The organism is Sinorhizobium sp. BG8 (assembly GCF_016864555.1).
Classification (GTDB): Bacteria; Pseudomonadota; Alphaproteobacteria; order Rhizobiales; family Rhizobiaceae; genus BG8.
The window spans coordinates 4,094,417-4,119,380 of the sequence record NZ_CP044011.1; the positions used below are offsets into that span (position 1 = coordinate 4,094,417).

At 58.6% G+C, this 24,964-nt stretch carries 24 protein-coding genes; 6 read left to right on the forward strand and 18 right to left on the reverse strand.

All coding sequences use genetic code 11. The annotated features are described in order from the left end of the window. Positions 1 to 55 precede the first annotated feature (55 nt). Both F3Y30_RS19120 and F3Y30_RS19125 read right to left on the reverse strand, forming a co-directional pair. Positions 56 to 1,888: an AAA family ATPase gene (locus F3Y30_RS19120; protein ID WP_203424256.1), complete on the reverse strand. Its 1,833-nt coding sequence runs from the start codon at positions 1,886 to 1,888 to the stop codon at positions 56 to 58. Between the two features lies 1 nt (position 1,889). Further along, positions 1,890 to 2,189, reverse strand: a complete 300-nt coding sequence (locus F3Y30_RS19125; RefSeq protein WP_203424257.1) for a DUF6634 family protein — start codon at positions 2,187 to 2,189, stop codon at positions 1,890 to 1,892. Between the two features lie 175 nt (positions 2,190 to 2,364). Between F3Y30_RS19125 and F3Y30_RS19130 the strand changes: the two genes are divergently transcribed. The 3 genes from F3Y30_RS19130 (at position 2,365) to F3Y30_RS19140 (ending at position 3,582) form a co-directional block, all read left to right on the forward strand. After that, positions 2,365 to 2,640 carry a helix-turn-helix domain-containing protein gene (locus tag F3Y30_RS19130; protein ID WP_246752803.1) on the forward strand — a complete coding sequence of 92 codons (276 nt, stop codon included), beginning with the start codon at positions 2,365 to 2,367 and terminating at the stop codon, positions 2,638 to 2,640. 511 nt (positions 2,641 to 3,151) lie between these two features. Next, positions 3,152 to 3,367 carry a hypothetical protein gene (locus F3Y30_RS19135; RefSeq protein WP_203424258.1) on the forward strand — a complete coding sequence of 72 codons (216 nt, stop codon included), beginning with the start codon at positions 3,152 to 3,154 and terminating at the stop codon, positions 3,365 to 3,367. Between the two features lie 68 nt (positions 3,368 to 3,435). Beyond that, positions 3,436 to 3,582: a hypothetical protein gene (locus tag F3Y30_RS19140; protein WP_203424259.1), complete on the forward strand. Its 147-nt coding sequence runs from the start codon at positions 3,436 to 3,438 to the stop codon at positions 3,580 to 3,582. A 118-nt stretch (positions 3,583 to 3,700) separates the two neighbouring features. Here F3Y30_RS19140 and F3Y30_RS26465 read toward each other — a convergent pair whose 3' ends face one another. Further along, entirely contained in the window at positions 3,701 to 3,952 is a 252-nt protein-coding gene (locus tag F3Y30_RS26465) for a hypothetical protein (protein ID WP_246752804.1), read from the reverse strand. 661 nt (positions 3,953 to 4,613) lie between these two features. Between F3Y30_RS26465 and F3Y30_RS19150 the strand changes: the two genes are divergently transcribed. Beyond that, positions 4,614 to 4,970 carry a hypothetical protein gene (locus F3Y30_RS19150; protein ID WP_203424261.1) on the forward strand — a complete coding sequence of 119 codons (357 nt, stop codon included), beginning with the start codon at positions 4,614 to 4,616 and terminating at the stop codon, positions 4,968 to 4,970. Positions 4,971 to 5,216: 246 nt separating this feature from the next. Here F3Y30_RS19150 and F3Y30_RS19155 read toward each other — a convergent pair whose 3' ends face one another. The 14 genes from F3Y30_RS19155 to F3Y30_RS19215 all read right to left on the reverse strand — a co-directional run bounded on the left by F3Y30_RS19155 (position 5,217) and on the right by F3Y30_RS19215 (position 21,882). Next, positions 5,217 to 6,305: a LuxR C-terminal-related transcriptional regulator gene (locus tag F3Y30_RS19155; RefSeq protein WP_203424262.1), complete on the reverse strand. Its 1,089-nt coding sequence runs from the start codon at positions 6,303 to 6,305 to the stop codon at positions 5,217 to 5,219. 591 nt (positions 6,306 to 6,896) lie between these two features. Further along, positions 6,897 to 8,201 carry a glucoamylase family protein gene (locus F3Y30_RS19160; protein WP_203424263.1) on the reverse strand — a complete coding sequence of 435 codons (1,305 nt, stop codon included), beginning with the start codon at positions 8,199 to 8,201 and terminating at the stop codon, positions 6,897 to 6,899. 295 nt (positions 8,202 to 8,496) lie between these two features. Continuing rightward, positions 8,497 to 8,979 (reverse strand): glycoside hydrolase family 3 N-terminal domain-containing protein, encoded by a 483-nt coding sequence (locus F3Y30_RS26470; RefSeq protein ID WP_246752805.1) that lies wholly within the window; start codon positions 8,977 to 8,979, stop codon positions 8,497 to 8,499. Further along, the gene (locus tag F3Y30_RS26475) at positions 8,967 to 9,500 is read right to left on the reverse strand and encodes a glycoside hydrolase family 3 N-terminal domain-containing protein (RefSeq protein WP_246752806.1); all 534 of its coding nucleotides are present in this window, start codon (positions 9,498 to 9,500) and stop codon (positions 8,967 to 8,969) included. The genes F3Y30_RS26470 and F3Y30_RS26475 overlap by 13 nt, the downstream gene beginning before the upstream one ends. A 30-nt stretch (positions 9,501 to 9,530) precedes the next feature. Then, positions 9,531 to 10,313: a DeoR/GlpR family DNA-binding transcription regulator gene (locus F3Y30_RS19170; RefSeq protein WP_203424264.1), complete on the reverse strand. Its 783-nt coding sequence runs from the start codon at positions 10,311 to 10,313 to the stop codon at positions 9,531 to 9,533. Next, positions 10,310 to 10,987, reverse strand: a complete 678-nt coding sequence (locus F3Y30_RS19175) for an HAD family phosphatase (RefSeq protein WP_246752807.1) — start codon at positions 10,985 to 10,987, stop codon at positions 10,310 to 10,312. The genes F3Y30_RS19170 and F3Y30_RS19175 overlap by 4 nt, the downstream gene beginning before the upstream one ends. Positions 10,988 to 11,265: 278 nt before the next feature. Next, positions 11,266 to 12,912, reverse strand: a complete 1,647-nt coding sequence (locus tag F3Y30_RS19180; RefSeq protein WP_203424265.1) for a GMC family oxidoreductase N-terminal domain-containing protein — start codon at positions 12,910 to 12,912, stop codon at positions 11,266 to 11,268. After that, entirely contained in the window at positions 12,912 to 14,414 is a 1,503-nt protein-coding gene (locus F3Y30_RS19185; RefSeq protein WP_203424266.1) for a GMC family oxidoreductase, read from the reverse strand. The genes F3Y30_RS19180 and F3Y30_RS19185 overlap by 1 nt, the downstream gene beginning before the upstream one ends. A gap of 9 nt (positions 14,415 to 14,423) precedes the next feature. Beyond that, positions 14,424 to 15,524: a sn-glycerol-3-phosphate ABC transporter ATP-binding protein UgpC gene (ugpC, locus tag F3Y30_RS19190; RefSeq protein WP_203424267.1), complete on the reverse strand. Its 1,101-nt coding sequence runs from the start codon at positions 15,522 to 15,524 to the stop codon at positions 14,424 to 14,426. Positions 15,525 to 15,528: 4 nt separating this feature from the next. After that, positions 15,529 to 16,404 (reverse strand): carbohydrate ABC transporter permease, encoded by an 876-nt coding sequence (locus F3Y30_RS19195; protein WP_203424268.1) that lies wholly within the window; start codon positions 16,402 to 16,404, stop codon positions 15,529 to 15,531. Continuing rightward, positions 16,397 to 17,290 (reverse strand): sugar ABC transporter permease, encoded by an 894-nt coding sequence (locus F3Y30_RS19200; RefSeq protein ID WP_203424269.1) that lies wholly within the window; start codon positions 17,288 to 17,290, stop codon positions 16,397 to 16,399. Before F3Y30_RS19200 ends, F3Y30_RS19195 begins: the two co-directional genes overlap by 8 nt. A 71-nt stretch (positions 17,291 to 17,361) precedes the next feature. Beyond that, positions 17,362 to 18,609, reverse strand: coding sequence for an ABC transporter substrate-binding protein (locus F3Y30_RS19205; protein WP_203424270.1), 1,248 nt, complete (start codon positions 18,607 to 18,609; stop codon positions 17,362 to 17,364). Between the two features lie 62 nt (positions 18,610 to 18,671). After that, the gene (hisD, locus tag F3Y30_RS19210) at positions 18,672 to 19,982 is read right to left on the reverse strand and encodes a histidinol dehydrogenase (protein ID WP_203424271.1); all 1,311 of its coding nucleotides are present in this window, start codon (positions 19,980 to 19,982) and stop codon (positions 18,672 to 18,674) included. Between the two features lie 97 nt (positions 19,983 to 20,079). Then, entirely contained in the window at positions 20,080 to 21,882 is a 1,803-nt protein-coding gene (locus tag F3Y30_RS19215; protein ID WP_203424272.1) for a thiamine pyrophosphate-binding protein, read from the reverse strand. 396 nt (positions 21,883 to 22,278) lie between these two features. On the opposite strand from F3Y30_RS19215, the gene F3Y30_RS19220 reads away from it, so the two are divergent. After that, complete coding sequence (locus F3Y30_RS19220) at positions 22,279 to 22,968, forward strand: hypothetical protein (protein ID WP_246752808.1); 690 nt, start codon at positions 22,279 to 22,281, stop codon at positions 22,966 to 22,968. Between the two features lie 44 nt (positions 22,969 to 23,012). Here F3Y30_RS19220 and F3Y30_RS26480 read toward each other — a convergent pair whose 3' ends face one another. Further along, entirely contained in the window at positions 23,013 to 23,531 is a 519-nt protein-coding gene (locus F3Y30_RS26480) for an XRE family transcriptional regulator (protein WP_246752997.1), read from the reverse strand. Between the two features lie 474 nt (positions 23,532 to 24,005). Between F3Y30_RS26480 and F3Y30_RS19230 the strand changes: the two genes are divergently transcribed. Next, positions 24,006 to 24,962 (forward strand): Gfo/Idh/MocA family oxidoreductase, encoded by a 957-nt coding sequence (locus F3Y30_RS19230; RefSeq protein WP_203424275.1) that lies wholly within the window; start codon positions 24,006 to 24,008, stop codon positions 24,960 to 24,962. Positions 24,963 to 24,964: the final 2 nt, after the last annotated feature.

Below are 24,964 nucleotides of genomic sequence, written 5' to 3' on the forward strand. Positions count from 1 at the left end.
CAAGCCAATTGACCAAAGCAGCGATCCATCCGTTGCTGTCTGTACGCGGCAAGAGCTATCCCTCGCGTTCGATCTTCACGTGCAGGTTCAACATTACTTCCTTCGCGAGAGCGATAATTCGATCGCGCTGTGGTTCGAGCATAGCCAGAACTCTCTCGTACTGCGCGTCAAGGATTTCGAAAACGTTGTCCTCCAGACGCCAGTTGATAGCGCTGTCTTTCGCTCTGGGATTCATTTCTGCGACGATCGGTGTGTTGCCCAGGCCGTATGAGTAAACCACTTTCCGAGCAATCATCGTTGCGCGCTCTACATCACTCCCTGATCCCGTCGAGCGGTCTCCGAACACCAGGAATTCGGCCGCCATCCCCGCGTAGGAGACAGCAATGCTGTTACAAAGCGTGGTGTCGGTTGGAATGTGGTTCTCTTCAAACTCGTATTCGGTAACACCTCCCAGTCGCCCCGGTGAGGCAGGATCGAAGCTTGGCTTGATTGTAATCATAGCGCTCGAAGCGTAACCTAAGGATAGGGCAACGAGCGCGTGGCCGGCCTCATGAACAGCCAAGCGAAATAAATTATCTGGTGAAAAGGATCCTCGCTCCGGAATCTTGGCAAGCAGGTCGCCCAGTTCAAGGTCTCGCTCCTGGTGCCGGGATATCGCGCTGGCGTCTCGCACGAGCCTTTCCAGGTCGGAGCCAGACCAACCTTCGAGGTTGTCGGCAATTTCGAGCAAGGATTCGAATTCAATCGTAGCGGCTGTATGCCAGTTGAGAATCTCGGCGCGAGTTTCCCTGTCCGGCAATGAGAGAGCGAACTTGTTCTCAATACGCCCACTTCGCAAAACTGCGGGGTCAATGAGCAGCGGGAAGTTAGTTGCCCCAACCAACAACACATTATCCTGCAACTTGTCCAGGCGGATCAGAAATTCATTGACCACCACCTGCCAGTACTGACCATGGGCATCATCGGCGAAATTGTCTCGGCGGCCAATGCTGTCCAGCTCGTCGATGAAAAGGACGGTTCCGCGACTGTCCTGTGCCGCCTGGAAGCAGGCTCTCATTGCCGCCAGCATGTCTCCAAGGTGACCTTTCGACTGCCAAGCGCCCACGGAGGTCTCGACGAATTTCATCCCCAGAGAACGTGCCAGTGCCTTAGCGGCAAAGGTCTTTCCCACGCCTGTCGGACCGTGGATCAGCACACCTGTGCGTAATTTTTTCCAAGACAGCTTACCCTGTCGGCACAGATCGACATCCTTGGCTAGTTGTCTTGCCCATTGCTTCAGGCTCTCATACCCGGGAAGCTCAAAAAGACTGGGCCCCTCATACGATAAGCTCTCGAAGTCGTCGAGCATGCGGAGTTGCTCTTCGTCGAGCGTCTGACGTGCAATCGCTGCCAGAAGGATACTCTGCGTGCTGGTTGTCAACACGGCCGCAACCTGATCCGGAAAGGGGCGCTTACCCGTTAGGCGTCGAACTGCCTGGATTTGGGCTGGAGAGGGAACCTCAATCGCAAGGATGGCGGCTGCTGCGAAACGCACCTCCAACGATACCTCCTCAATGTTCGTCGCTACCAGGACAGCGAGTCCTTCGAGATCGAAAGCGGAGACACTTTCCTCAAACCTCCCGTTCCTACGTTCAGGAACCGCGGTTCGAATCTTGGAGTTTCCCTCTACCCAATCGAATTCAGGAACGCCCTCAAAGAGGTATCGCGCTGCGGTACAATAGTCCGTCGGTCTGTAGCCTGCAGGTATTATGAAGATCACGAGACCTTTACCAACCAGTGCAAAAGCTTCCGCCTTCCTCAGCGCCCGGCGTATACCGGAATAGGCGAGAAACAGCGAGGGTGATTGCCGAAGTTTGTCGAGGCGATAACTAGGCATATGCTGACCCATCTTAATTTCTCTCGGAGCCGTGGGGCATGCCCAGTCGATACCATCGGTTCAGCGTTCGCGCGACAGCACGTTCGGAATCGAGGAAGAACAACTGGCTCGAAACGATCTCACGACCGTCCGGTATGTATGGATGCCCCGAGACAGTTCCTGACAAGGCATAGGCTGGCCCTAAGGTGAGCCTGTATGAGCGGAGAACGGGCGCCATCGCAAAATCTTCCTCGTCTAGCTCCTTGTTGCTGAAGCGGCGCAGGTCGTCGAGCAGGCGACGGGCGACATGGGGATCAATCAGGTTAAACGCCACGGCAGCAATCCTTCCAAGTTAGACCAATGAGCCTTACTAGCATGCGACGCCCTGGGCGTCACCCGGGCGCCCGCGGCGTCTAGCTTATTTTTTGAATCTTTGTCCGTGATGCTGTGGCGGCTTTTTGCTCAGCCAGCAGATTGCCAGATTCTGCAACTCGTGCGATTTCAAGCCCATGATGATCGTTCCGCCAAACGTGCTGCGCGCAGCACGAGAACTTCTCGGCCTGAAACAGGTGACCGCCGCCGAAGGCGCAGGCATCTCCAGGCGAACCATTCAACGGCTCGAAGCCGGAGATTTCGATCAGAAGCACACCTCGATCGTACTTCGGACTTACTACGAGGGCCAGGGAATCGTTTTCGTTCGGCCGACAGACGGCCACGGTTGGGGGCTGATTGATAACTCGGAGCCGAGCAAAGCCGATCGACTGGGTTCGGTCGAGGGATACTAGGACCTTATTCGCGAGCGTCGAACAAGCTCTGACGGGTTAGCTCGCGCCATCTCGACGAGATCAGTCCGCCGCCACGCACTCACGTACCGAATTTAATTCGTATAATCCAATACTTAGCATGGTTCGCAGTTTCATACGTAGTGGCGCGCCACTATTTTCAGAAACTTGCGAGACGCCATCCAAGCAGATGAAGTATGCGGAGCGGTGTTTGGATTGTGACCAAACACGAGAGCGCTAGCCAGGTATGGCGGCGTCAGCTGAAGCCACGAGATTTTACTAGCATCCAGATGCAGCACCTCGTTCAAAAGCTCGCCTGCACTGACCTAACCAGTGCGGAGGCTATCGACAGCCTAGACCCCGCTGCTCAGGCTTCACATTTGGCGGCAGTACCGCTTGACTCCTCATGTCGCCATGGCAGGTTCCGGACAGAACAGCTCTGTGAATCGCAAGCGAGATGAGCAGAGACCGAGACAAGCAGTAAGTGGAATAGTGACGGATAAGGAAACCTGCCATGACTCCAGCCCGCTTCACCGAATGCCTTCTCCACATCCGTTGGACGCCGATCAATCTTGCGTCGGCACTGCAGTGCCAGCTGTCCTGGGTAGAAGCGTTGGAAGCGGGAAACGAGGAGATACCAGCCGGGCTGGCCGCATGGCTCGAAGAGCTCGCGCAAGCTCATGAGGCTTTGCCTCCGCCTACGAGCTACCGCGGCAAGAGGTCTGCATGACCTTGGCGAACAACCTGGACGGTGATGGCCCGACCAAAGGCGAAGCCTAGGAACGGAGTGGCAAGAATATGGAAAACGGCGATGAATCTGGCTCCCTCTACTATCGGATCGTAGGAGAGAACTCGAACACCAATGAAGGGCTTGGCCGACTGCTCGCGGTGATTGCCGTCTTCATCGTTGTTTTTGGAACGATTTTTTGGGCGCTGATCCCCTGACGACGACAGCAAAGCCGACGAAGCTGCTTTGAGAAGCTTGCCAAGAGGACGGCATTGAAATGGTGGCGTGTTTACTCATATCGCGCCCCTTTTTTTTGTCTGGCCAAGCCCAATCCAATCAATACGTTTGACCCAAAACTTCAGGCTCGACCTTGGTGACGTCATCTCCCACAAAAACAATGAGATAACCGCTTTCGGCTTCAACTTTGTTCGCAAGTATCCGAAGTTGGAGATGATATGGTTCCTGCTTCCATGCATCGGGCCGCTCCGGCGCGACCAGCACGGTTGTTTGCGGTCCCTGACTGTAGATCATCATTTTCGAACGTGACGGCTCCCACTCCGCGCCCAACGCCTCATGGGTCATCCACATGCAGAGAAAATCCCGACAGAGCTGCGGTCGGTTTTCGTAGATCGTGCAACCATGACCCTCGACGCAATTTCCGCACATTTCATTGGCGGGCTTTGCGAACTCATCGATTTCCGGCAGGCGACAGCAAAGGGTGCAGGTCCCGCATGTACGGCCTGGAACTATGTCAACGCGTGTGTTCATGCCTGTGTACTTATCATTTCAATCTCTACCTCAGTAGAGGTAGTGCTTGGCATTAGCGAAGTCGGCAACTGACCAAATGCCTTCCCGGCCTTCCGGCATACCAGCACTCTATCATGGAGCGCCACGGACACATGTTCGGATCAGTGCGTTGTGGGCACGGTTTCCGCTCTGCGCCGCGTTCCTTGGTGCCTCTGTGCTTCTGGATGGTAGGCATTGCCGTTGGGAGCGGCGCCAACTGGTGCATGATCTTCGCCAGATTTTAAGATCTCAGAGGCCCTTGAGACACTTGCAGTTTCAGCGAGACCCAATTCAACACAGGTTTCGTAGAACCAACATCGCTCGCATTAATCAGGCTTGTTAAGCCAGGAGCGCGAGTGCCCAGCTTCGCACTTTAAAGTGTCTGATCTCCCCAATCTGGGTGATGTCACGGGGTCATGTCTGCCGTACCCCTTGGCCGGTCACGCAACAGAAGGGGACAAATATGCGCATTTCTGCCGCAATGATGACGATGGCGATTGCAGCATCTTGGATGACGTTCACCCAGCCGGTCGAAAGCTTCGCCGCGTCGAAGAAAGCCGCTGCTCAGACCACCTCTTGGGACGGCACCTGGTCCGGAAAATGGGGTGGCAAGTCGTCTGGCAAGGTCACTATCAAAAACAATAAAGTGACCTCTTACTACTTTAAAGGTCGGCCCCAGGCCGTCGGCGGCACGAAAGTGTCTGGCAAGACGCTCCGGTTCGGATCGGGATACAGCGTAACGATGACAATGACCGGCGCCAATTCGGCTGACGCGACATGGAAAGGCGACGGAACAGCTACGGCCGCCATGACCCGATAGTGATCCTTGGCTAAAGCAGTCCACAAGTGAACTCGACGCACATTAGAAGGCTGCCGCTGCCAACCGTGGAAAGCGGGTGCAGGACACCAGAGTAACCAGCCCGACTTTTGAAGATGCGCGCCAATCCCCCTGAGAGAGATTTGATCTCATGGGGATTGTATCTTTTGTGTGTAGCTCCGTCGGCAGGCAAACCGGTTCTCGTCGACCGTTTTGCCCTCGTATCAGCCGGGATTTCGGGAAGGGAGCTTACCGCTCGATAGACCTGATACTTGCGACCGCGGCAAGGAAGTCTGCTTGACGAGGCATTCCCGACTTCGAGAGGATTGCCTTGACATGGCTGCGTACCGTTTCCGTGCTTACGGAAAGCTGTAGTGCCACGGACGTGACGTCATGTCCCGTTGCCAGAACACGCGCGACCTTCGCCTCTGCCGGCGTGAGATCGAACAATCCCTGAATGGTTTCGGCGGAAGGCACGCGTTGGCGGTCAATCGGCGTGACAATCAGGAAAACAGCCGCGTTGGTGAAAATGTCGCGTGCATTGCCTTCGACCGCAACGATGTGGACGACGGCGGGAGGCTGGTCGTCTAACTGAGGCAGCGGAAAAGAGCGACTGGCCAGACTTCCGTAAATTCGATGCTGCTCCAAAATGTTCGACAAAAGAGTGTTGGCCGGAACATGGTGAAAGCCGACGCGACCATAGGCTGCCGTCACGATCTGGGGCTTCATTTCCTCCAGAAGCTTGTTCGCGCCAATGACGCGCCCATCGCTTCTCAGTATGGCCGATGGCAATCCACTGATTTGCAGAGCTTCGATGGCGGCATTGATCCTCTCGAATTCCAGCCGACTGGACATCATGGCGGCGCGCGCAAGATGCGGACGAAGCTGATCGAGATAGGAAATTGCAGCCCTCGTGATCGGACCAGTCACTTCCTTTTTCTCAACCGCAAAGATAATGCGGTCACCACTCGGGGCGGTGATGAAAGTAGAAGTACCGAAGCCATAGCCCAACGGCCTCATAACCTCCGTGAAAATTGGCTGTGCGGCACACTCCTCCTCCGTGAACAGCTGCGCCTCGTCAATGAACCCTTGATGATCGACGGTCAGCAGTTTGGCGGCGCGCGTATTTCGGGCAATCCAACCCTCGTCTAGCATCTTCTGACGAAGGTCGGCGAGCGACGCAGATGAGATTGCCCTGCTCGAGGCCGCGTTCGAATTGAACAAAGCCGTGCCGTGAGCGCCCGCTGCTCTCGCCATGTCATCAAGAACCTGTGGCCACGTCTCGGGTACGAAGGCGGCTTCATAGATCAGGTCCAGTGTCCGGGCGGTGTCATGCATGCGCCGTGTTCCCTGCAGCTTTTATCGCAATTCGGATCGATCAAAAGAAAATAGGAGAGTTGTCTCAACCCCTGGTAAACACAGCGCTCATGATCACTCTTTTTGGGAAGATGGAATTTACTTCCAGGACCAAGAAAGCGTTTTCACGACATCACCCAAATTGGTGGTGACGATCACCTATCGTTTCGCAACTATTCGGCGTTCCGCTGCGAGGATGCGTCGCTGATAAAACCTGACGACCATGTGCTTATTGATGTGCTTGCTCATGCATCCCCTCAGGAGAGCGGCGACGCCGCCACGAAAAATGTGCATCGCTCTCCGCATAAAGGTAGCGGAAACGGCACGTGACGTCGTGAGGGCAGGTTGAATCCCGACTGATGGCGCAGTTTTTGCGGGGAGAGCATCCGAAAGGCATGGGATCACGTATGATCCCATGCCTTCCATGCGTTCCGGCAACAGCGGATCACCGGCAGCAAGCGCAGCGGACGGGTGTTCGGTTTGGGATGCTGCGCGGTACTGTTTTTGGGCTGGGCCACACTCCTTGACGCTTCTGTGCTTCTGCTTGACGCGCTCACAACTCCCCAAATGACACTACGACGCCCGCTTGAGATCGTGCCCGTGTTGAATGTCCAGCAGTTCGAGACCGCGCCGGACTTCGGGCGCATTCATGAAGAGCTGCCAGAGAAGGCCGGAACGATAGTTCTCGATCATCGCGACGATCGGTCCCTGGTTTATGGCGAGCCAGGTCTTCGCAATCCACGATCCGTTCGCCGAAAACGAATCCACAAATCCATATTTTCCCCAGAGTGCGCCCTCCCGGAACCGGAAGAAGTGCCGAAGAGCTGCCTCGGCTTCGGCTGGCAGGAAGGGAAAGCTCGAAAGGGCGGCCGTTGGCGCGATGATACCCACGTCATTTTCCGGGCAGCTCGCAATGTATCCATTGGGTCCGTGCGAGGATGTGAGACCCCAGCACGCGGGTCCGTAGCCATCATGTCCGCCCGGGTTGCTTACGCAATGGTGATAGTTGATGCGCGTATGCGCCACGGTCTGCTCCCAGTAGTCGGCGTATCGGTCACGCATGGCCCGCGGATCCAGCGTGCAGAACGAATAGTGGGAGAGGAACAGCGGCCCGCCGTAGGGCGGTCCCATCGGCAAGATCTGACCGTGGTAAGAGTTGTTGTTCGAAATCGTGCCATTGCGCGCCCAACCCGAATGATAGGCACCGGCATCAATACGATGTCGCGTGGCACCTGCGCCAAGGACATAGGCAATCAAGCCTTCGTTCCACCCGGTGATCGGCGTGTTCATGTGCCAGTCGTGTCGGTGGCTCCAGTGCCAGAAGAGGGTGGCCTGCCCTCCCCGCGTGTACCACGACCATTCGACGGCATCCTTGATGGCATTGATCTTCGATCTCACTGCTGCTTCCGTTGCCTCTTCCCGCGAAAAGAACTCCCGGGCGCAGATCATTCCCTGGACCAGCAATGCCGTCTCGACGAGGTCTCCGCCGTCATCGAACTTGGAGAAGGCCACGGCCTCGCTCGTCGCCCCGTTGACGAAATGCGGAAACGCCCCGTGAAATCGTGGAACGCGGTCCAGCGCCTCCAGCATCTGGTTGAGCCGGCCGCAGGCTTCTCCGCGCTCTATCCAGCCGCGACTGACGCCGACAACGATGGCCAGGAACGCAAACCCCGTCCCTCCGATCGAAACGAGATCATTGCGGGGGTTGGAGCGAACCAGCCGCCTGTCATAGGTGAGACCGCTCACAGGGTGAGCACCATCCCAGAAGTAGGCGATCGTCGCATGCTGAAGCCGATCAAGCAGTTCGGCGAGTGGAGTATCCGGGTGCGCCTCCGTTTCTGGTGATTGGGGTTTGAGCTTCGATAGGTAAGACTTCATTTCAAGATGCCGTAGGCCATTGTGGTATTGAATGGAGGGGTAAGCTTCCCGCCCTGGATGACACCGTTGCGAGACGTGAGACTGGGCCGCACACCATCGGCCCAGACCGCATAATGGGGTCGTCCTTCTAAAGTCGCTGGTGATGCGAACCGGACGTTAGGCTCCGCCGCCAGCCAGTTCAATTTCGTCAGGACGAAGGAACTGACGCAACTCGACGCAATCGATGCATCAGCAGGAATGACACCCCGGCGCCTCCTCAGCGGTTGTCGCCCTGCCGTAGTCGGATAGCATCCGCTCAGGCGCCGCCTACGATTTTCCTCACCCGGCTCGCCGCCTCGGACAGGCGTTCGGCAGAAAGGTCCCCCGCCCGCACGGCAGCGGCAACGCCTTCGCACAGGGCGTCGAGATGCGGCCCGCCACCGACGAGCAACAGATCGGCCCCCGCATTGAGGGCCGCCGTCGCCGTTTGCAGCAGCGATTTTCCGCGGATCGTCGCAGGCGCATCGAGATCATCGCTGACAATCAGGCCCCCAAATCCGAACCGTTCGCGCAGGAGACCAATGACGGCGGGCGACGTGCTGGCAGCATTCTCCGCGTCGAGCGCCACCACCGGTGCGGGTCCGGTCATGATTGCCTTGGTCCCGGCTTCAATGGCCGCCGTGAAGGGCAACGCGTTCTTGAGGATGCGGTCGAGGGGCGTATGCAATGAAACATCGACGAGCGCCGGGTCCGCGTCCAGATGGTTGAATCCCGGAAAGTGCTTCGTTACGGCCGACACCCCGCCCGCTGGACACCCCTGACGAATGCCGCCACCATCCTCGCAGTGGCCTGCAGATCGTTGCCGGGCGTGCGACCGCTTAGCCAGGGATTGCTGCCATCAACGATGTCGGCAATCGGTGCGAGGAACATGGTCACGCCAAGCTCGCGCGCCGCTGCCGCGGTTCGGAAGCATCGTTCTTCAAGCATCTCTTCGGACAATGAATTGGCTTCAGCGCGTCCCGGGAGCGGCGAAACCAGCCCCTGTAGCCGTTCGATCCCTCCGATCTCCTGGTCGACGGCGACGATCAACTCCGGCCTTCGGGCCTTGAGCCTTGCAATGCAGGCGCGAAATTTGTCCGGCGTTTCTGCTGCCAGCCTCTCCTTGGACATGGCACGCGCCACGTACTCCGCCCGTGATTCCCCGATCAGAACGGAACAGCCGCCCATCTCGAGAAACGAAACCAGCGCTTCCTCGAACTGAAGATTGTCGAATGCAGGCAAGAAGACCGCCCTGGCATCCTGGTCGATTGAAGAGGTCATCGCAAAACTCCGAAAATAGTGTTGATTTTATTAGACTTTCTCGACGTCGAGGCCGAGTTCCTCGATCCGCTTCAAGATGGGGTTGTCGTGAGCGTCCGTAAAAAGGCTCGAAACGGCGGATAGCGGCGCGACCTCGTGTGTCGCGGCGCGCCCGAGCTTTTCAGATGATGCCAGCAGCAACGTCTTGTTTGATGCCTTCATCATCGCGGCCTTCATAAAGGCGTCGTCGTAGTCATCCGCTCGAACCACCAGATCGTCATCGATGCCGCATGTGCCGAGAACACAGAAATCCGCGCGCAACGCCCGGATTGCTTCCACCGTTGCGGCGCCAGTCGAACTGCGTGTCAGTTTGTTCAGCCGCCCGCCAAGCAGGATCACCTCGGCAAGGGGATGTTCGAGGGCGGCGGCAGCCACATCAATGGCGGTGGTAACCACCCGCACGGGAAGCGTCGCAGGAAGACTACGGATGAAATGAACAATCGTCGTGCTGGAGTCGACCAGCAATGTCGACCCCGCAGGGATCGTGGCAGCCGCCGCCCTGCCGATTAGCTGCTTCTCCTCGTTCCCGAGTGCTTCTCGCCTTTGATATTCAAGGGCCGGGGTCACCAAACGAGATGCTCCCCCATGGAAGCGCTGGACAAGGCCTGCGTCCGAAAGGTCACGCAGGTCGCGCCGGATCGAGTCCTCCGAAACTCCGAATTCGGCAGCCAGTGCCGTGGCAATCACGCGTCCGGTTGAATTCACACGCTGGAGAATGATGGCCTGTCGCTCTTCCGGCGCGAGGGACGCCGCGTCCATTTTCTCTTCGCTCATGCCTGGCTGTCCGCAGATCGAGTAAGGATGCCAAGATCGACAAGGCGGCGCTCAAGATCGCTGGCAGTCCTGAAGTGCTCGGTTTGAAAACCGACCTTCTGCGCGGTCTTGATGTTTGCCAGATTGTCGTCGATGAAAATGCACTGATCAGCAGGAACCCCAGCGCGCTCAAGAAACAGTTCGAAGATCTCCGAACCCGGCTTCACCAGCTGTTCTCTGCCGGACACCACCAGGACGTCGAACAAGCCGAGAAATGGAAAGCGCTCGGAAGCGCGTGGGAACGTTTCGGCCGACCAGTTGGAAATCGCATGAACCGCCACTCCCGAGGACTTCAGGCGCTCGAGTATGCGCGCCGTTCCGGGCACCTCCCCTCCAAGCATTTCATCCCAGCGCAGCCAGTAGGCCTCGATCAGCTCGGCTTTCTCCGGATGAAGCTTTGACAGTTCCGCAATCCCGTCTGCGAAGGGCTTGCCGGCGTCAAACTGCTCGTTCCATGCGCTCGTGCAAACCTTGCCCAGAAACTCGGACACCTCCGCGTCATCGGCGAGCAACTTTCGATAGAGGTAAGCGGGGTTCCAATCGATCAGAACGCCGCCAATATCAAAGACAACTGTGTTGGGGACCATAGCGCACCTTTTCGCATGAAGACAAAAAAATAATGCATGAAAACGCACATAGCCGCAATATCACGCATAAGTATTTATAGTCACACTTTGTCTCACGCATTTACATGCATCTTCGTGCATCCATGGCGAACCTCATTGGAAGCTCCGCTTCACAAGCCGAAAAGGAAGAGCCGGATAGACAGACTGTCGTTTCCATGGAGCGTATTTGCGGAAGCTTCGGCGGTCAGGCCGCTCGCTCCGCCCATGCTGAAGCAGCCGCCAAGCAGGATTTGTCCGTCGGGCTGCTGCCCGGGCAACCTGGCGGGCGTCCGCGCGCATGCTTGCCGTCAGGAGCGAAGGAAATTCGCCGCCCGTTCACCGATCATGATGCAAACAGAATTGGGATTGCCGGAGATCAGCGTCGGCATGACGGACGCGTCGGCCACACGAAGCCCGTCGATGCCTCGCACCCGCAATTGCGGGTCGACCACCGCCATCTCGTCGCCACCCATCCGGCACGTTCCCGAGGGATGCAGCGCCGCGTGCGCATCCCGCTGGCAGAACGCCCTGATGTCCTCGCGGGTCTTGAGCTTCGGGGAAGGAGTGTGTCTCGTCGCCACATATTTCGCGATCGCAGGCTGTTCCATGATGTCGATGGCCGCCATGGTCCCGTCCGTTATCGCTTCCAGATCATAGGCATCCGAGAAATATCGAGGAGCGACGCGCGGATTTGCAGCCGGGTCGGCACTCGCAAGCGTCACCTCCCCCCTGGAACGCGGCCTAATCTGGCCAAGATTGACCGTGCAACCGTTTCCACCGGGCACGGCATCGACCCCTTCCTCGATCCCTGCACCGACGACCATGAAATATTGGATGTCCGGCACCGCTTCACTCTTGTCTCCCCACCAGAAGGCGCCGCCTTCGATGAGGTTCGAGGAAGCAGGGCCATTGCGAAAGAGGGCGTAGTTCAGACCCGCCGCTGCCTTCCAGTGCAGCTTCTTGTACTTGTCGTAGCTGTGCGGCCCGTTGAGTTGGTAGACCAGCGATATCTCAATGTGATCCTGAAGGTTCTGCCCCACGCCCGGCAGATCGGCATGCACCTTGATGCCTTGCCGCCGGATCTGGTCGGCGGGACCAATCCCGGACAGCATCAGGAGCTTGGGCGTGGCAATCGCACCGGTCGAAACGACTATCTCGCCCCGCGCCCTATAGGTGACCTGCCGCTTGCCCTGGATGCACTCGAGACCAACCGCCCTTCCATTCTCGATGATCAGCCGCGTGACCGTCGTCCCGGTCGCGATGCGCAGGTTTCGCCGCTTGCGGGCTGGATTGAGATAGGCAACGGCCGCGGAACTGCGCCGACCATTTCGCGCGGTGATTTGATACAGGCCACATCCGGTCGGATCTCCGGAGTTGAAGTCGGGATTGTAGGGCAGGCCAGCCTGCTGGCACGCCTGCAGCCAGGCGCGCGTCAACGGATGAATGTAGTCGACGTCGGAAACGCCAAGAGGTCCGCCGACACCATGGACCTCATTGCAGAAGCGGTTGTTGTCTTCCGCGCGTTTGAAGTAAGGCAGGACGTCCTCGTAGGCCCAGCCCTCGGCCCCCATGGCAACCCACTGGGCGTAGTCGGACGGAACGCCTCGTATGTAGATCATGGCGTTGACCGAGCTTCCACCTCCGAGCACCCTCGCCTGCACCATGGTGGGAACCTCGGCGCGCCCTTGCTCCGGCATGGACTCCCACGGAATGCGCTTCAGGAGCGGCCCCTGAGCCGTCTTGTAGTATGCGCCAGGAATGTGGATGTACGGATTGAGATCGCGCGGACCTTCCTCGAGAAGCAATACCTTCGCGGTCGGATCTTCGGAGAGCCGGGAGGCGACGACGCATCCGGTGGATCCACCGCCGACGACGATGTAGTCATAGGTATGGAGCTCATCGGCCTCGCCCGAACGCTTCCCCAGCTGTGCCGGTCCTTGATCACCAAATCCCATTAGCCCTGCCTCGAAATGGAGGCTCCGGCCTTGATCGCCAGAGCAGAAATCGTGAGTGCTGGATTGACCGCCGCCGACGTTGGCAAAACCGAGGCGTCGGTGACGTAGAGGTTTTCCACGTCGTGGCTGCGGCAATCCAGATTGACCACCGACGTTCGCGGATCGTTGCCCAGGCGAGCGGTGCCGCACTGGTGAGAGGTCGTCTTTCGACCGAAGGTGTGAGTGAGAACGATTGGAAAGCCGGCCTTGCGCATCACGGCGCGCGTCTTGCTGATCAGTGCCTCGTGAGCCCGCATGTTCGTGCGGACCCAGTGCATCACGATGTGGTCGTCGCGAACCATGACCCGGCTCTCTGGGCTCGGAAGATCCTCGCTGGTCAGGAACCAGCCGTAAGCGTAGCGCGCCAGCAGCCTTGTGAACCAGGCAGGAGCCGGAACTGGAAAGTTGGCCTTCAGAATGTTGCCCGTGATGTGGCCAAGGAGCTGAACGTTCCCTAGCGGGAAACCGAACTCGTTGTCCTCGTTGTAGAAGTCGTTGAACGCGATCGTCTTCTGGTACACGCTGGTGTTCGGCGAGAACGGGTTGATGGTAAGCATCGCGGTCGTGTTGTGGTTCATGAAGTTGCGACCCAGCTGATCGGAGCTGTTTCCGAGACCCGTTGGGTGCGCCTTGTTGGCCGACCGCAGCATGAGTGCCGCGGATTGCACGGCTCCGGCCGCCACAGCGAACAGATCCGCCGAGATGCGATGCTCGACCCCGTCCTTCACATAAACCGCCGCCGTAACCCTGCGTCCGCTCTCGTCCGTTTCCAGCCGTGACACGCTCGCGCCTGTGATCACGGTGACATTTGGATTCTTCAGCGCCTGTGCAAGCGGGCCGGCTTCCGCATCAATCTTGCCTGCGTCGGTGCCGGGAAATGCGTCCCATCCGGTCTTGGCCCTTTTCAGCCAGGCGTCTATGTCAACTGCAAGCGGAAGCGATGACGGGTGGATACCCACCTTTTCCAGTTTCTTGCGAACCGAAGCGATTGCCGGTTCGTCAGGAACTGGCGGAAAGTCGTAGGGCTTGGCGTGGAAAGGTTCCGTCGCATCCTGCTGAGTGGATCCCCGAACCTGGAACACGGTCTCCGCCGCGTCGTACCATGGGGCAAGCTCTTCATACGAGAGCGGCCACCCCGGGGATGCACCATCCATGTGCGGCCTCGGGAGGAAATCCTGCGCGCGGTAGCGATACATGACCGCGCCGTAGAACTTCGAGTTTCCGCCCACATAGTAGTAATTTCCAGGAAGGAAGCTCTCTCCGTCAGTGCCTAGCCACTCCTCGGAAGAGCGGTAGAACCCCTTCTGAAAGATCGCGACGTCATCCCTGGCCTCGGGGCTGTCCTTGAGATAGCCACCCCTTTCGAGAATGACGATGCGTCGCCCGGAAGAGGCCAAGCTGTAAGCCAGCGAGGCTCCACCGATCCCCGACCCGATGATGACGATGTCAGCCGTCTGCGCCATGAATCGTCCTCAGTCGATACGCGTTTCGGTTTCGAGATCGAAAAGAACGACCTTGGAGGTGTCGATCGACAAGCGGGATTCGCGGCCTGCACCAGCCTGCTTGGGCGGCAATCGCGCGGTGACTTCCACACCCCCGAGATGGAAGACGACGAGCGTATCCGGACCTGTAGGCTCGACGACGTCGACGTCCACCGTCACGGTCGATGCCGACGAGCCGTTCGCGAGCGAGAAGTTCTCGGGACGTATGCCGACAAGCAAGCGCTTGCCCGCGTACTTCCGCGCGGCTTCCGCGGAAAGGGAGATCCCGGAAATTCGGCCCGCCGGCTTTCCTTGAATATCCACGACGGCGGTAACGACATCACCCTGCACATCCAGGACGGCGGGAACGATGTTCATCGCTGGAGAGCCGACGAACTTTGCGACATACACGTTGGCTGGGCGGTCATAGACGGCCTGTGGCTCGTCAAGATGCTGCACCACCCCGTCCTTCATGACCGCGACCCGCGTAGCAAGCGTCATTGCCTCGATCTGATCGTGAGTGACGTAGACGATCGTGGTCCCAAGGCGGGCATGCAAACGCTTGATTTCCGTGCGCATGTCGACGCGAAGCTTGGCGTCGAGGTTGGACAGCGGCTCGTCGAACAGGAAGAGTTTCGGCTGCCGGACGATGGCCCGTCCCATCGCGACACGCTGGCGCTGGCCACCCGACAATTGGGCAGGCTTGCGGTCAAGAAGGTGGGTGATCTGCAGCAGGTCCGCCGCTGTTTTTGTGGCCTTGTCGCGCTGGGGCTGGGACAACCCGCGGATCTTCATGCCGAACTCAATGTTCTGGCGCACCGTCATCGTCGGATACAGCGCATAGGACTGGAACACCATCGCGATATCCCGATCCTTGGGTGACAGGTCGTTGACGACCTTGCCCGCGATCCGGATCTGGCCGCCGCTGATGGATTCAAGACCGGCAATCATGTTGAGGAGCGTGGACTTGCCACAACCGGATGGTCCGAGAAGGACGAGAAAATCACCCGTGCCGATGTTGATCGACACCTCCTTGAGGACCTCGACACTGCCGTATGTTTTGCGAACGCGATCAATTTCAAGAGTGGACATGGGATCAGCCTTTCACGGCACCAGCGGTCAGCCCGCGGACGAAGTAGCGCCCTGCGACGATGTAGACCAAAAGGGTTGGGATAGCGGCGATCATGGCAGCGGCCATGTCGACGTTGTATTGCTTGCGCCCGGTCGTCACGTTGACGATGTTGTTGAGCGCGACTGTAATCGGGCTGCTTGAGCCGGATGTGAAGGACACGCCGAACAGGAAGTCGTTCCAGATCTGAGTGAACTGCCAGATGCAGGAGACCACGATGATCGGGATCGACGTCGGCAGAATCACGCTCCAGAAAATGCGGAAGAATCCGGCGCCATCGACCATCGCAGCCTTCGTCAGCTCGTCGGGCAACGACACGAAGTAGTTGCGGAAGAACAGCGTCGTAAAGCAGATGCCGTAGGAAACGTGAACTAGGACGAGGCCTGGAATGGAGCCTGCGAGACCCAGGATTCCGAGGGTTCGTGCCATCGGAATAAGGGTTGCCTGGTATGGCAGGAAGCAGCCGAACAGCAGCAGGCCGAAGACGAAGTTCGAACCCGGAAACTTCCATTTCGTGAGGATGTAACCGTTGATCGCTCCGATGCCCGTCGACAGGATGACGGCCGGGATCACCATCATCAGTGAATTGACGAAATAGGGCTTCAGACCGGTGCATTCGGTCCCGATGCACGCTTGCGACCAGGCGGCCCGCCAGGCATCGAAGGTAACAGCCTTCGGCACGCCGATGAACGACCCGCCATAGATCTCATCGAGTGACTTGAGAGAGGTCACCACCATGACCCAGAGAGGCATGAGGTAGAGCAAAGCAACAACAAACAGACAGCCGTAGACGAACAGGCGCCCGAGGCGGACCTTGCCGGATTGTGAGAGAGCTTCAGCCATTGTTACGCTCCCGGAGTTCGGAATAGAGATACGGGACGATGATGGCCGCGACCGTCATCAGCATCATCACGGCGCTTGCCGCGCCGACCCCCATCTGGTTGCGGCGGAAAGTTGCGGAGAACATGAAGGTGGACGGGAGCTCCGTAGCCGTGCCGGGCCCGCCGTTCGTCAGCGCCAGAACCAGGTCGAAGCTCTTGATGGCGATGTAGCTCAGAAGCACGATCACGCTGAGCATCGCGGGGCGCAACATCGGGATGATGATCTGCCGATAGATCAGGGGCAGGCTCGCTCCCTCGATCTGGGCGGCCTTGATGACGGAATTGTCGATCCCGCGCAGTCCTGCCAGGAAGATCGCCATCGCAAAGCCCGAGGATTGCCACACCCCTGCGACGACAACCGTATAGATCGCCATCTTCGGGTCGGTGATCCAGTCGAACCGGAATGTCGTCCAGCCAAGATCGTTGACGACCTTCTGAACGCCGAGCCCCGGGTTCATGATCCACTTCCAGGCCGTACCCGTCACGATGAACGACAGAGCCATCGGATAGAGATAGATAGCCCGCAGCGCACCCTCGGCGCGTATGTTCTGGTCGAGAAGGATCGCCATCAGCAACCCGAGCCCGGTCGACAACGCAAGGAAGAGCGCAGAAAAGATAAAGAGATTGGCGACAGCCGTATGCCATCGAGGCGTGGCCCAAAGGCGTACGTATTGCTCGAGACCCACGAAATCGTAGACGGGTACGAATTTCGAGGAAGTGACGGAAATCAGACCGGTCCAGAGAATGAACAGGTAGACGACTACGATGACGACGAGCAAGCTGGGAGCAACCACAATGCGCGGAAGCCAGCCTGCCAATCGCGAAGACATGCGCGTGGAGGCGCTCATGGGTCAGCTCCGATGGCGAGTTCTATCGGGGGGCCGGGACAGACCCGGCCCACCCTTTCAACAACCTGGGTTTAGCGGGCGTTATCGATGCCGGAGACCAGCAGCTTCACCGCGTCTTCCGAGCTCATGTCGCCCACGAAGAACTGTGCGGTAACGTCACTGAACACCGACGCGAATTCCGGCTTCGCTGCGAAACCATGGGTCATCGCGCCCTGCATGCTGCCCTTTTCGATAGCGGTTGCACGCTCGGCAAAACCGAGCTTCGCGCAATCGTCGAAGTCATCAACGGCTACGTCCGTGCGGGCAGGAATCGAACCCTTGATGAGGTTGAAGCCCTTCTGAACCTTCGGATCCATGATCGTCTCGGCGAGCGCTACCTGTGCCTTCTGGACGTTTTCATCCTTCACCGTGAACATGCCGAAGCTGTCGATCACGTACTGGAAGGAAGTGATCTGGGCGGGCGTCGCAAAGCAGTAGAAGTCCTTGTTCGGCTTCAGACCCTTTGCGAGGAACTCCCCCTTGGCCCAATCGCCCATGAACTGCATGGCGGCTTCGCCGTTGATCACCATGCCCGTGGCGACAGCCCAGTCACGTCCGACGAAGTTGTCGTCCACCAGGCCACGGACTTCGCGAAGCATGTCGAAGACCTTGACCATCTCGGGGCTGCCGAGAGCTTCCGGATCCAGATCGATCGCCGTCTTCTGGTAGAATTCCGGTCCGTTCACGTCGGAGAGAAGCGCATCGAAGATGATGCCGATCTGCCAGGGTTCGTCACCCATTGCGATCGGAACGATGCCCTTTTCCTTCAGCTTCTTGCCGGATTCGATCAGCTCGGCCCAAGTCTTCGGCACGGCGATGCCCGCGTCGTCGAAGATCTTTTTGTTGGCCCACACCCAGTTCTGGCGGTGCATGTTGATCGGCGCCGCGATGAAGGCATCGCCGGAGGTGACAAACGGCAGGAGCTGGGGAGCCAGAGCTTCGCGCCATTCATGTGTCGTAGCCAGATCATTCAGGTCACGGACGACGCCCTGTTCGGCCCACTGAACGCCTTCCCAGCCGAGAAACTGCATTGCGCCCGGGGGATCGCCGGCGGTGAGACGCGAGCGGAGAGCCTGCTGAGCATTCGCGCCGCTCATGCCGCCGACGGCGGAATCCTTCCACTGATATCCCTTCGCTTCAAGGTCCTTGCGGATGACGTTCAGTGCGTCGACTTCACTCTGGGAAACCCAATGGTGAAGAACTTCGATCGTTCCGTCAGCGCGGGCCGCGACGGGCGCGAGCATCGTTGCGGCAATAAGGGTAGTAAAAAGCTTGTTCATCAAATCACTCCTCTGGTTAGGTTTGGTTCGCAGGCCCTTGGCAGGCTCTTGCGCGAAAGCTCTTAGTTGGGGTCCGCAGGCATCGCGTAGCCGACATTCCTCCCGCCATAGCGGCGGACACGAATGTTTGCCTGTTCGGCATGGCCGGCGAATCCTTCCATCAGGCAAAGCCGTGACCCGTAGGCACCGATCATGGCGGAGGCCTCATCGGTGAGGATCTTCTGGTAGGTGCATGTCTTCAGGAACTTTCCGACCCACAAGCCGCCGGTGTAGCGGGCAGCCTTGTTCGTGGGCAGCGTGTGATTGGTTCCGATCACCTTGTCGCCGAAGGCAACGTTTGTCCGGGCGCCCAGGAAGAGAGCCCCGAAGTTCTTCATATTGTTAAGGAAGTAGTCTGGCTCGCGCGTCATGACCTGAACATGTTCGGAGGCGACGCGATCCCCTTCCGCGACCATCTCCTCGATTGTGTCGCACAGGATGATCTCGCCGCAGTCTTCCCATGCCTTGGCGGCGATACCCGCGGTCGGCAGGATCTCGAGCAGGCGCTCGATCTCGGACAGCGTGTCGCGAGCTAGCTTTTCCGAATTGGTGATGAGGACGGCCGGAGAGTTCGTACCGTGCTCCGCCTGGCCAAGAAGATCGGTCGCTACCAGTTCTCCATCAACGCTGTCGTCGGCGATGATGAGCGTTTCGGTCGGACCAGCGAAGAGGTCGATGCCGACCTTGCCGAACAGCAGACGCTTGGCCTCCGCGACATAGGCGTTGCCCGGTCCGGCCAGCATGTCGACGGGTTCAATTGTCTCCGTGCCATAAGCCATGGCAGCGATCGCCTGGACCCCGCCGAGGCAGTAGATTTCGTCGGCACCCGCAAGCGCCTGGGCAGCGACGATCTTCTCGGCAATCTTGCCCTGGAAGGGCGGTGCACAGGTGATGACGCGCTCGCAGCCAGCGACACGAGCAGTCAGAACCGTCATGTGCGCCGATGCCAGCAGGGGGTATTTGCCGCCCGGCACATAGCAACCGACGTTTTGGATTGGCACGTTCTTGTGGCCGAGGACGATGCCCGGGAGCGTTTCTACCTCGATATCCTTCAGTGCTGCCTTCTGGGCTTCCGCGAACTTGCGGATCTGCTCCTGGGCAAAGTCGAGATCCTCGCGCTCCCGCTTGGTAAGCGAGTTTATGCAGTTCGCGATTTCGTCCTTCGTCAGTCGGTAGGACTCGCGATCGAACTTGTCGAACTGAACGGAGAGTTCGCGCACGGCCTTGTCGCCACCGGTTTTTACCTTGGCGAGGAGAGCTTCGACGGCCTTGGTGACCGCGCTGTCTGTGCTTCCTTCTGCCGAAGCGTGCGCTGTTTTGATGTGTCGTATCATGACAATAGCTCTTCGTTTGCGGAAGCGATGCGCTCCGCCGTCCGAGGGATCTGTGGGAAATCGAGGGGTGCGTATGAACGCACCCCGTCTGGGTTGATTACAGGTGCTGTTCGCGGACCCGCATCTCGGCGTAAGCGGCCTGTTCCTTCTCGTAGTAGGCCGGCGACGGGAAGTCCCACCAGCCGGTCGCGAACGGACCTGCCGCGTCGCGCGACACGATGACTTCGACAAGTGCCGGGCCGCCGCATTCAAGGGCTGCTTTCAGGCTGCTTTCGAGATCCTCGTCCTTTTCGACCTTCCAGGCTTCCAGGCCGAAGGCGCGGGCCGAAGCTGTGATATCCGCCGAGTAAGGCGCACCATTGCCGGCGTGATGATTGAATTCCGACGCGATATGACGGCCCATGAACTTGCGCTGCCCACCGCGGATCGACATGTAACCCTGGTTGTTGAGCACCAGGAACACCACGTTGATCCCGTTCATGACGGCGGTTCCCATTTCCGGAAGCGACATCATGAAGTCGCCGTCGCCGACGATGGCCACGACCTGACGATCCGGGCAAGCGAGCTTCGCGCCAAGTGCGGCCGGAACTGCCCAGCCCATCGGTGAGTATGAGCCAGAGGTGAGGTGCGTGCGGGGCTGGTAGACAGGGAAACTCTGTTTGACGGACCCTTGCGTGTTGCCCGAACCGACAACGACGATGCCGTCGCGATCGAGAACCTTACGAAGGGCTACCAACGGGCGTTGCGACGTGAAGGGGGTTTCGCGGCTGTTTTCACGCGGCTCGACCTGAGCCCGCCAGTCTGCCTTGGCCTTCTGCACGTCTGCAAGGAATGGTTCGCGGCGCGAAAGCGCCTTTTGCGACTGCGCATCCGAAATGAGCGACAGAATTGCCTCGAGCGTCACCTTGGCATCAGCGACGATGCCGACTTCAGTTTCATAGTTCTTGCCGATCTCACGCGGGTCGAGGTCGATATGGATGAGCTTCGCCGACGGGATCGAGAAGGACACACCCTTCGCGTAGGACGATGCCGACCAGTCCGTGAAGCGGCATCCAACCGAGACGACAACGTCAGCGGAGGCAGTGATCTTGTTGCCGCACGTCGTACCCGTCTGACCGACAGCACCAATGAAGAGGGCATGGTCTTCGGAGATCGCACCCTTGCCGTTCCAGGTAATGGACACGGCTGCGCCGAGCTTTTCGGCAAGGCGGGTCAATTCGGACGATGCACCCGAGGTGATCGCGCCACCGCCGGCGACGATCACAGGACGCTCGGCTTCGAGCAGAACCTTGACCGCCGCCTCGATTGCCTTCGGATCCGGGTACGCGACCCCGATCGGCAGGCGCTTCTGAAGCGGATGAATGTTGACGTCGGCAGCTTCAACCTGAACGTCCATCGGCACTTCCACGTGCACTGGTCCAGGGCGGCCCGTCATCATTTCATTGAAGGCACGGTGCATGATGCTTGGGAGGACCTTGACCGAATTTGCCTGCCAGGCGCGCTTCGTCACCTGTTCTGTAATACGGGGGAATGCGTTGTCTTGCTGGCGCTCCAGCTCCTGCATCGTGCCGTGGCCGTGCATATAGGTCTGGGGCGAGCCGGAAACATAGAACAGCGAGGTGGAGTCGCAGTAAGCAGTCGCCAGACCGATGATTGTGTTGGCGGCACCCGGTCCCACGGAAGTCGAGCAAGCCATGGGCTTGCCGGACGCGCGGTAGTAGCCGTCAGCCATGTGAACGGCGCTCTGCTCATGCATCACCTGAATGAAGGGAAGCTCGGAGCCCTCTTGCAGGAAGGCGTCAAAAAGCGACCAGATGCCGTGTCCCGGCACACCCGCCACATACTCGACACCATATTCCTTCAGCGCTCTCGCAACGACTTGGCCACCTGTCAGTTTCATGTGATCGACCCTCTGAACTCGTTATGGTTATGAACTGGAAGCACCCATTCATGGCCCTCCCAACGATGACACCATTCTTCGGCCGGACCGCAAAAGCTTCAAGTTCGCAGGATTTGAAACACTGACGCACACTGACGCACATGTGGTATCGCAACGCATCAGTTGGTTGGCGCGGCGGGAATGCCCTCCCGTCAAAGAGGTCCGGACAAATCGCCAGCAACGCGACGATTCAAATCGGGAGCTGCGGAATCGTAACGGGCGCCTGTTGCGCCCATTCGCAATATGAAGCGCATCTCACTTCGTTATGCGAATAAATAAATTGGGACGCGCACTTCTTTGCGGGCGTACAGTATGGCTTGCTATGGTCACGAAAGTTCCAATGAGGGAAGTCCCGACGTGCAGAACCTGACCAGAGACCTGGCATTCGCGGATGATTTCATCACCGCAAAGCTCGTTGAAAATGTCGTTGATTTTGAGGTGGCGGACGCGGTGGTGGTCAACCTCGGACCGTCGCCCATGGTGACGGGTGATGAACACCCGGCCATCGTGCCCGCCTGGAAGTCGACCTGGCTCAAGGGCGGACGCATCCGGTCCGCTGAGCGGGCCGCGGTCATCAAAGTGGTTAACCCCACGAACCTCGGCGGTTGCATGTTCCGCGGCTGGGACTGGTTGGGAAACCGCATACGAAGCTTCCCCCGCGACACGCCGCTCTACATTTCGGCGCAGGATGAAATCGGCACGGTCACCCTCGATCCGCGGGTCTTTACGAACGAACGGGCGACGTCCGAAGAGCCCCAGGTTTTCAAGCTCAAGCTAAATCTCTGGTGGTCTCCGGGTGATACCGACTGCTTCATACACAACGAGCACCCCTTCCTCGAGACACACACCCAGATCCATGGCGTGGGCCGGATGCAGAAGTTCAGGAAACGGGACCCGTCTACCCTCTACGAGGATGTCGTTATGCCGATCGGTTATTCGCATGACCCATTCTGCCGCGTGACTGGTGCGAACCAGTGGACCTACCCCTGGCACCGTTACTACGCCGACACAGACAGTGTTTGGCTCGCAGTCGAATTGCACCCCTGACGGTCGACACCGTTCGGGCATGTCCGGGCCGAGACTTCGACGCCTCAGCTCATCTGGATCATGTCCGAACCATCTCCGAGGTATTGGAGTGCTTCACGCGGGATCGCAGGGTCGTTGCGGTCCATCACGGTCAAGCTCTTCAGATGCTCCCGGCGCAGCAGGCCCGGACCGCGATAGTGCAAGGCGACCTTCGTGGAGTACGGCTGGCGGAAAACGGTTGCCGCGATACCGCTCGATATGCCGAACATGAACCTCTTCGCATTCCGCTTGACCTGTGCGTAGACGCCGAAGGTCAGTTCGTTGGACTGGATACCCTCGAAATCTGCGGTGAACAGGCGATCAGCGACCGGGAAGCAGAATCCGTAGTATTTGAACACGTATTCCGTTTTCCTGGGATCGTCGAAACTCGGAAATCTCTCGACGTAGTAGTGCTGGAGGAACTCCTTGTTCTGATAGATGCAAAACGCGGACCTCAGCACGAACCCCTTGTAGATCGAAGAGAACTGATAGCGATCATAAATGCCAACTATATCGTTATGATCAGCGTTATTCTCCACGATCATGTTCGATACAAATCGGGAAAATTCGGGCAACTGCCTGGCAGTCGACATGGCGTGGAAAAAATTCCCGTCCACCAACGTTCGGAATTCATCCGGATCCGCAAACAAAATAGAGACGCTGAGACCGAAGTAGTTTGCAATTATCCTGATGTTCGCGGCTGATGGTACATGGGCCCCGGAAAGATACTTGTTAAACTGCTGCCGATTGACATTTATCTTTCGGCACACGGCCGCAACCGAGCCGTGCCTTTCGCACAGTGTCCTCAGATTGACCGCGAGGGCGGCGCTGTTTCGTCCCAGATGTTCCATCGCCATGCCTTCTCGAATGTGAAGCGATATGAAGCTACTTCTACTTCATGGTGATAAGGAGTTCAACAACTTGCGAACTTGTAGCCGCGCGTCGCGCCGTCCAATCTCCATGATGCGAGATCGGAGGAGAGGACTGTGATTTCTTCGGGAAAAGCAGGATGGTCGATAATGGGCACGGGCACCATTGCGACGGAGCACATCGTCGCGGCGATCCGGACCGTCGGCCATGAAGTGCACTGGGTCGTAAGCAGGAATAGGAACTACGCCAAGTACTTTTCCGAGGACATGAGGATCCCGAAGACGTCGGTCGAGGCTCGGCAGGCACTGGGTGATCCGCAAGTCGATTTCGTGTACGTCAGCGCGGCACGCGACAGACGAAAGCACTACATTGCAACCGCCGCAGCCGCTGGCAAACACATCCTTTGCGACGGCCCGATATCGAGCAGCAGCCGCGTCGCAGGCGCTCTGGTGCAAAAATGCAAGGAGGCCGGGATTTCCCTCACCTTGAACCAGCCCTCTCGTGCGTCGACGATCCATCAGACAATGCGCAGACTGCTGATCGAGGGCGAAATCGGAACGCTGCAGTCCCTGTTGATCGTCCGCGGCGCGCCCTTCCAGTCGCCGCCAAACCGCAGGAACGAGGATGAGGAGAAGGAGGGCAACATCCTTCTCGATTTCTCCGCCGAAAGCATCGATCTGGCCCGCTTTCTGACAGGGCAGGAACCGATCGACGTCTCAGCGCTGGAGACGGCGCCGAGTGACACCAGCCAGCAGATTTCATACGCGGTTCGCATGTCCGGGGGCGTGCTGTTCCAGGCCTATGAGAGTTTCGCGACCGCAGAAATCGAGAGTGTCGTGATGCTGGCGGGCAGCCACGGCGCTCTGATCGCCCACGGCACCCTGAACGGCAAAACGTCAGGCACGCTGATCCGCCGGACGAATGCCCGCAACGAGCTAATACCCGTCAGGGAACGGGATCAGCACTTCACGACCATCGAAGGCTTTCTGGCGTCGGTGCGGCAACCCTCGACGTGGATGTGCCAGGGAGACGACTGCGTCACCGCGCTGCGGACCGCCGAAGCGATCAAATCCGCGGGCGGGAAACGCCGAACCATCGTCATTTGACC

Excerpts from the sequence above, each read along its gene's own strand:
- F3Y30_RS19150 (WP_203424261.1), top strand. The coding sequence starts at position 4,614 with ATGCGCATTTCTGCCGCAATGATGACGATGGCGATTGCAGCATCTTGG.
- F3Y30_RS19205 (WP_203424270.1), bottom strand. The coding sequence starts at position 18,609 with ATGAACAAGCTTTTTACTACCCTTATTGCCGCAACGATGCTCGCGCCC.
- F3Y30_RS19155 (WP_203424262.1), bottom strand. The coding sequence starts at position 6,305 with ATGCATGACACCGCCCGGACACTGGACCTGATCTATGAAGCCGCCTTC.
- F3Y30_RS26475 (WP_246752806.1), bottom strand. The coding sequence starts at position 9,500 with ATGACCTCTTCAATCGACCAGGATGCCAGGGCGGTCTTCTTGCCTGCA.
- F3Y30_RS19230 (WP_203424275.1), top strand. The coding sequence starts at position 24,006 with ATGGGCACGGGCACCATTGCGACGGAGCACATCGTCGCGGCGATCCGG.
- F3Y30_RS19135 (WP_203424258.1), top strand. The coding sequence starts at position 3,152 with ATGACTCCAGCCCGCTTCACCGAATGCCTTCTCCACATCCGTTGGACG.
- F3Y30_RS19185 (WP_203424266.1), bottom strand. The coding sequence starts at position 14,414 with ATGGCGCAGACGGCTGACATCGTCATCATCGGGTCGGGGATCGGTGGA.
- hisD (WP_203424271.1), bottom strand. The coding sequence starts at position 19,982 with ATGATACGACACATCAAAACAGCGCACGCTTCGGCAGAAGGAAGCACA.
- F3Y30_RS19170 (WP_203424264.1), bottom strand. The coding sequence starts at position 10,313 with ATGAGCGAAGAGAAAATGGACGCGGCGTCCCTCGCGCCGGAAGAGCGA.
- F3Y30_RS19120 (WP_203424256.1), bottom strand. The coding sequence starts at position 1,888 with ATGGGTCAGCATATGCCTAGTTATCGCCTCGACAAACTTCGGCAATCA.
- F3Y30_RS19215 (WP_203424272.1), bottom strand. The coding sequence starts at position 21,882 with ATGAAACTGACAGGTGGCCAAGTCGTTGCGAGAGCGCTGAAGGAATAT.
- F3Y30_RS19195 (WP_203424268.1), bottom strand. The coding sequence starts at position 16,404 with ATGGCTGAAGCTCTCTCACAATCCGGCAAGGTCCGCCTCGGGCGCCTG.
- F3Y30_RS26480 (WP_246752997.1), bottom strand. The coding sequence starts at position 23,531 with ATGATCGTGGAGAATAACGCTGATCATAACGATATAGTTGGCATTTAT.
- F3Y30_RS19140 (WP_203424259.1), top strand. The coding sequence starts at position 3,436 with ATGGAAAACGGCGATGAATCTGGCTCCCTCTACTATCGGATCGTAGGA.
- F3Y30_RS19130 (WP_246752803.1), top strand. The coding sequence starts at position 2,365 with ATGATGATCGTTCCGCCAAACGTGCTGCGCGCAGCACGAGAACTTCTC.
- ugpC (WP_203424267.1), bottom strand. The coding sequence starts at position 15,524 with ATGTCCACTCTTGAAATTGATCGCGTTCGCAAAACATACGGCAGTGTC.
- F3Y30_RS19160 (WP_203424263.1), bottom strand. The coding sequence starts at position 8,201 with ATGAAGTCTTACCTATCGAAGCTCAAACCCCAATCACCAGAAACGGAG.
- F3Y30_RS19200 (WP_203424269.1), bottom strand. The coding sequence starts at position 17,290 with ATGAGCGCCTCCACGCGCATGTCTTCGCGATTGGCAGGCTGGCTTCCG.
- F3Y30_RS19180 (WP_203424265.1), bottom strand. The coding sequence starts at position 12,912 with ATGGGATTTGGTGATCAAGGACCGGCACAGCTGGGGAAGCGTTCGGGC.
- F3Y30_RS26465 (WP_246752804.1), bottom strand. The coding sequence starts at position 3,952 with ATGTGGATGACCCATGAGGCGTTGGGCGCGGAGTGGGAGCCGTCACGT.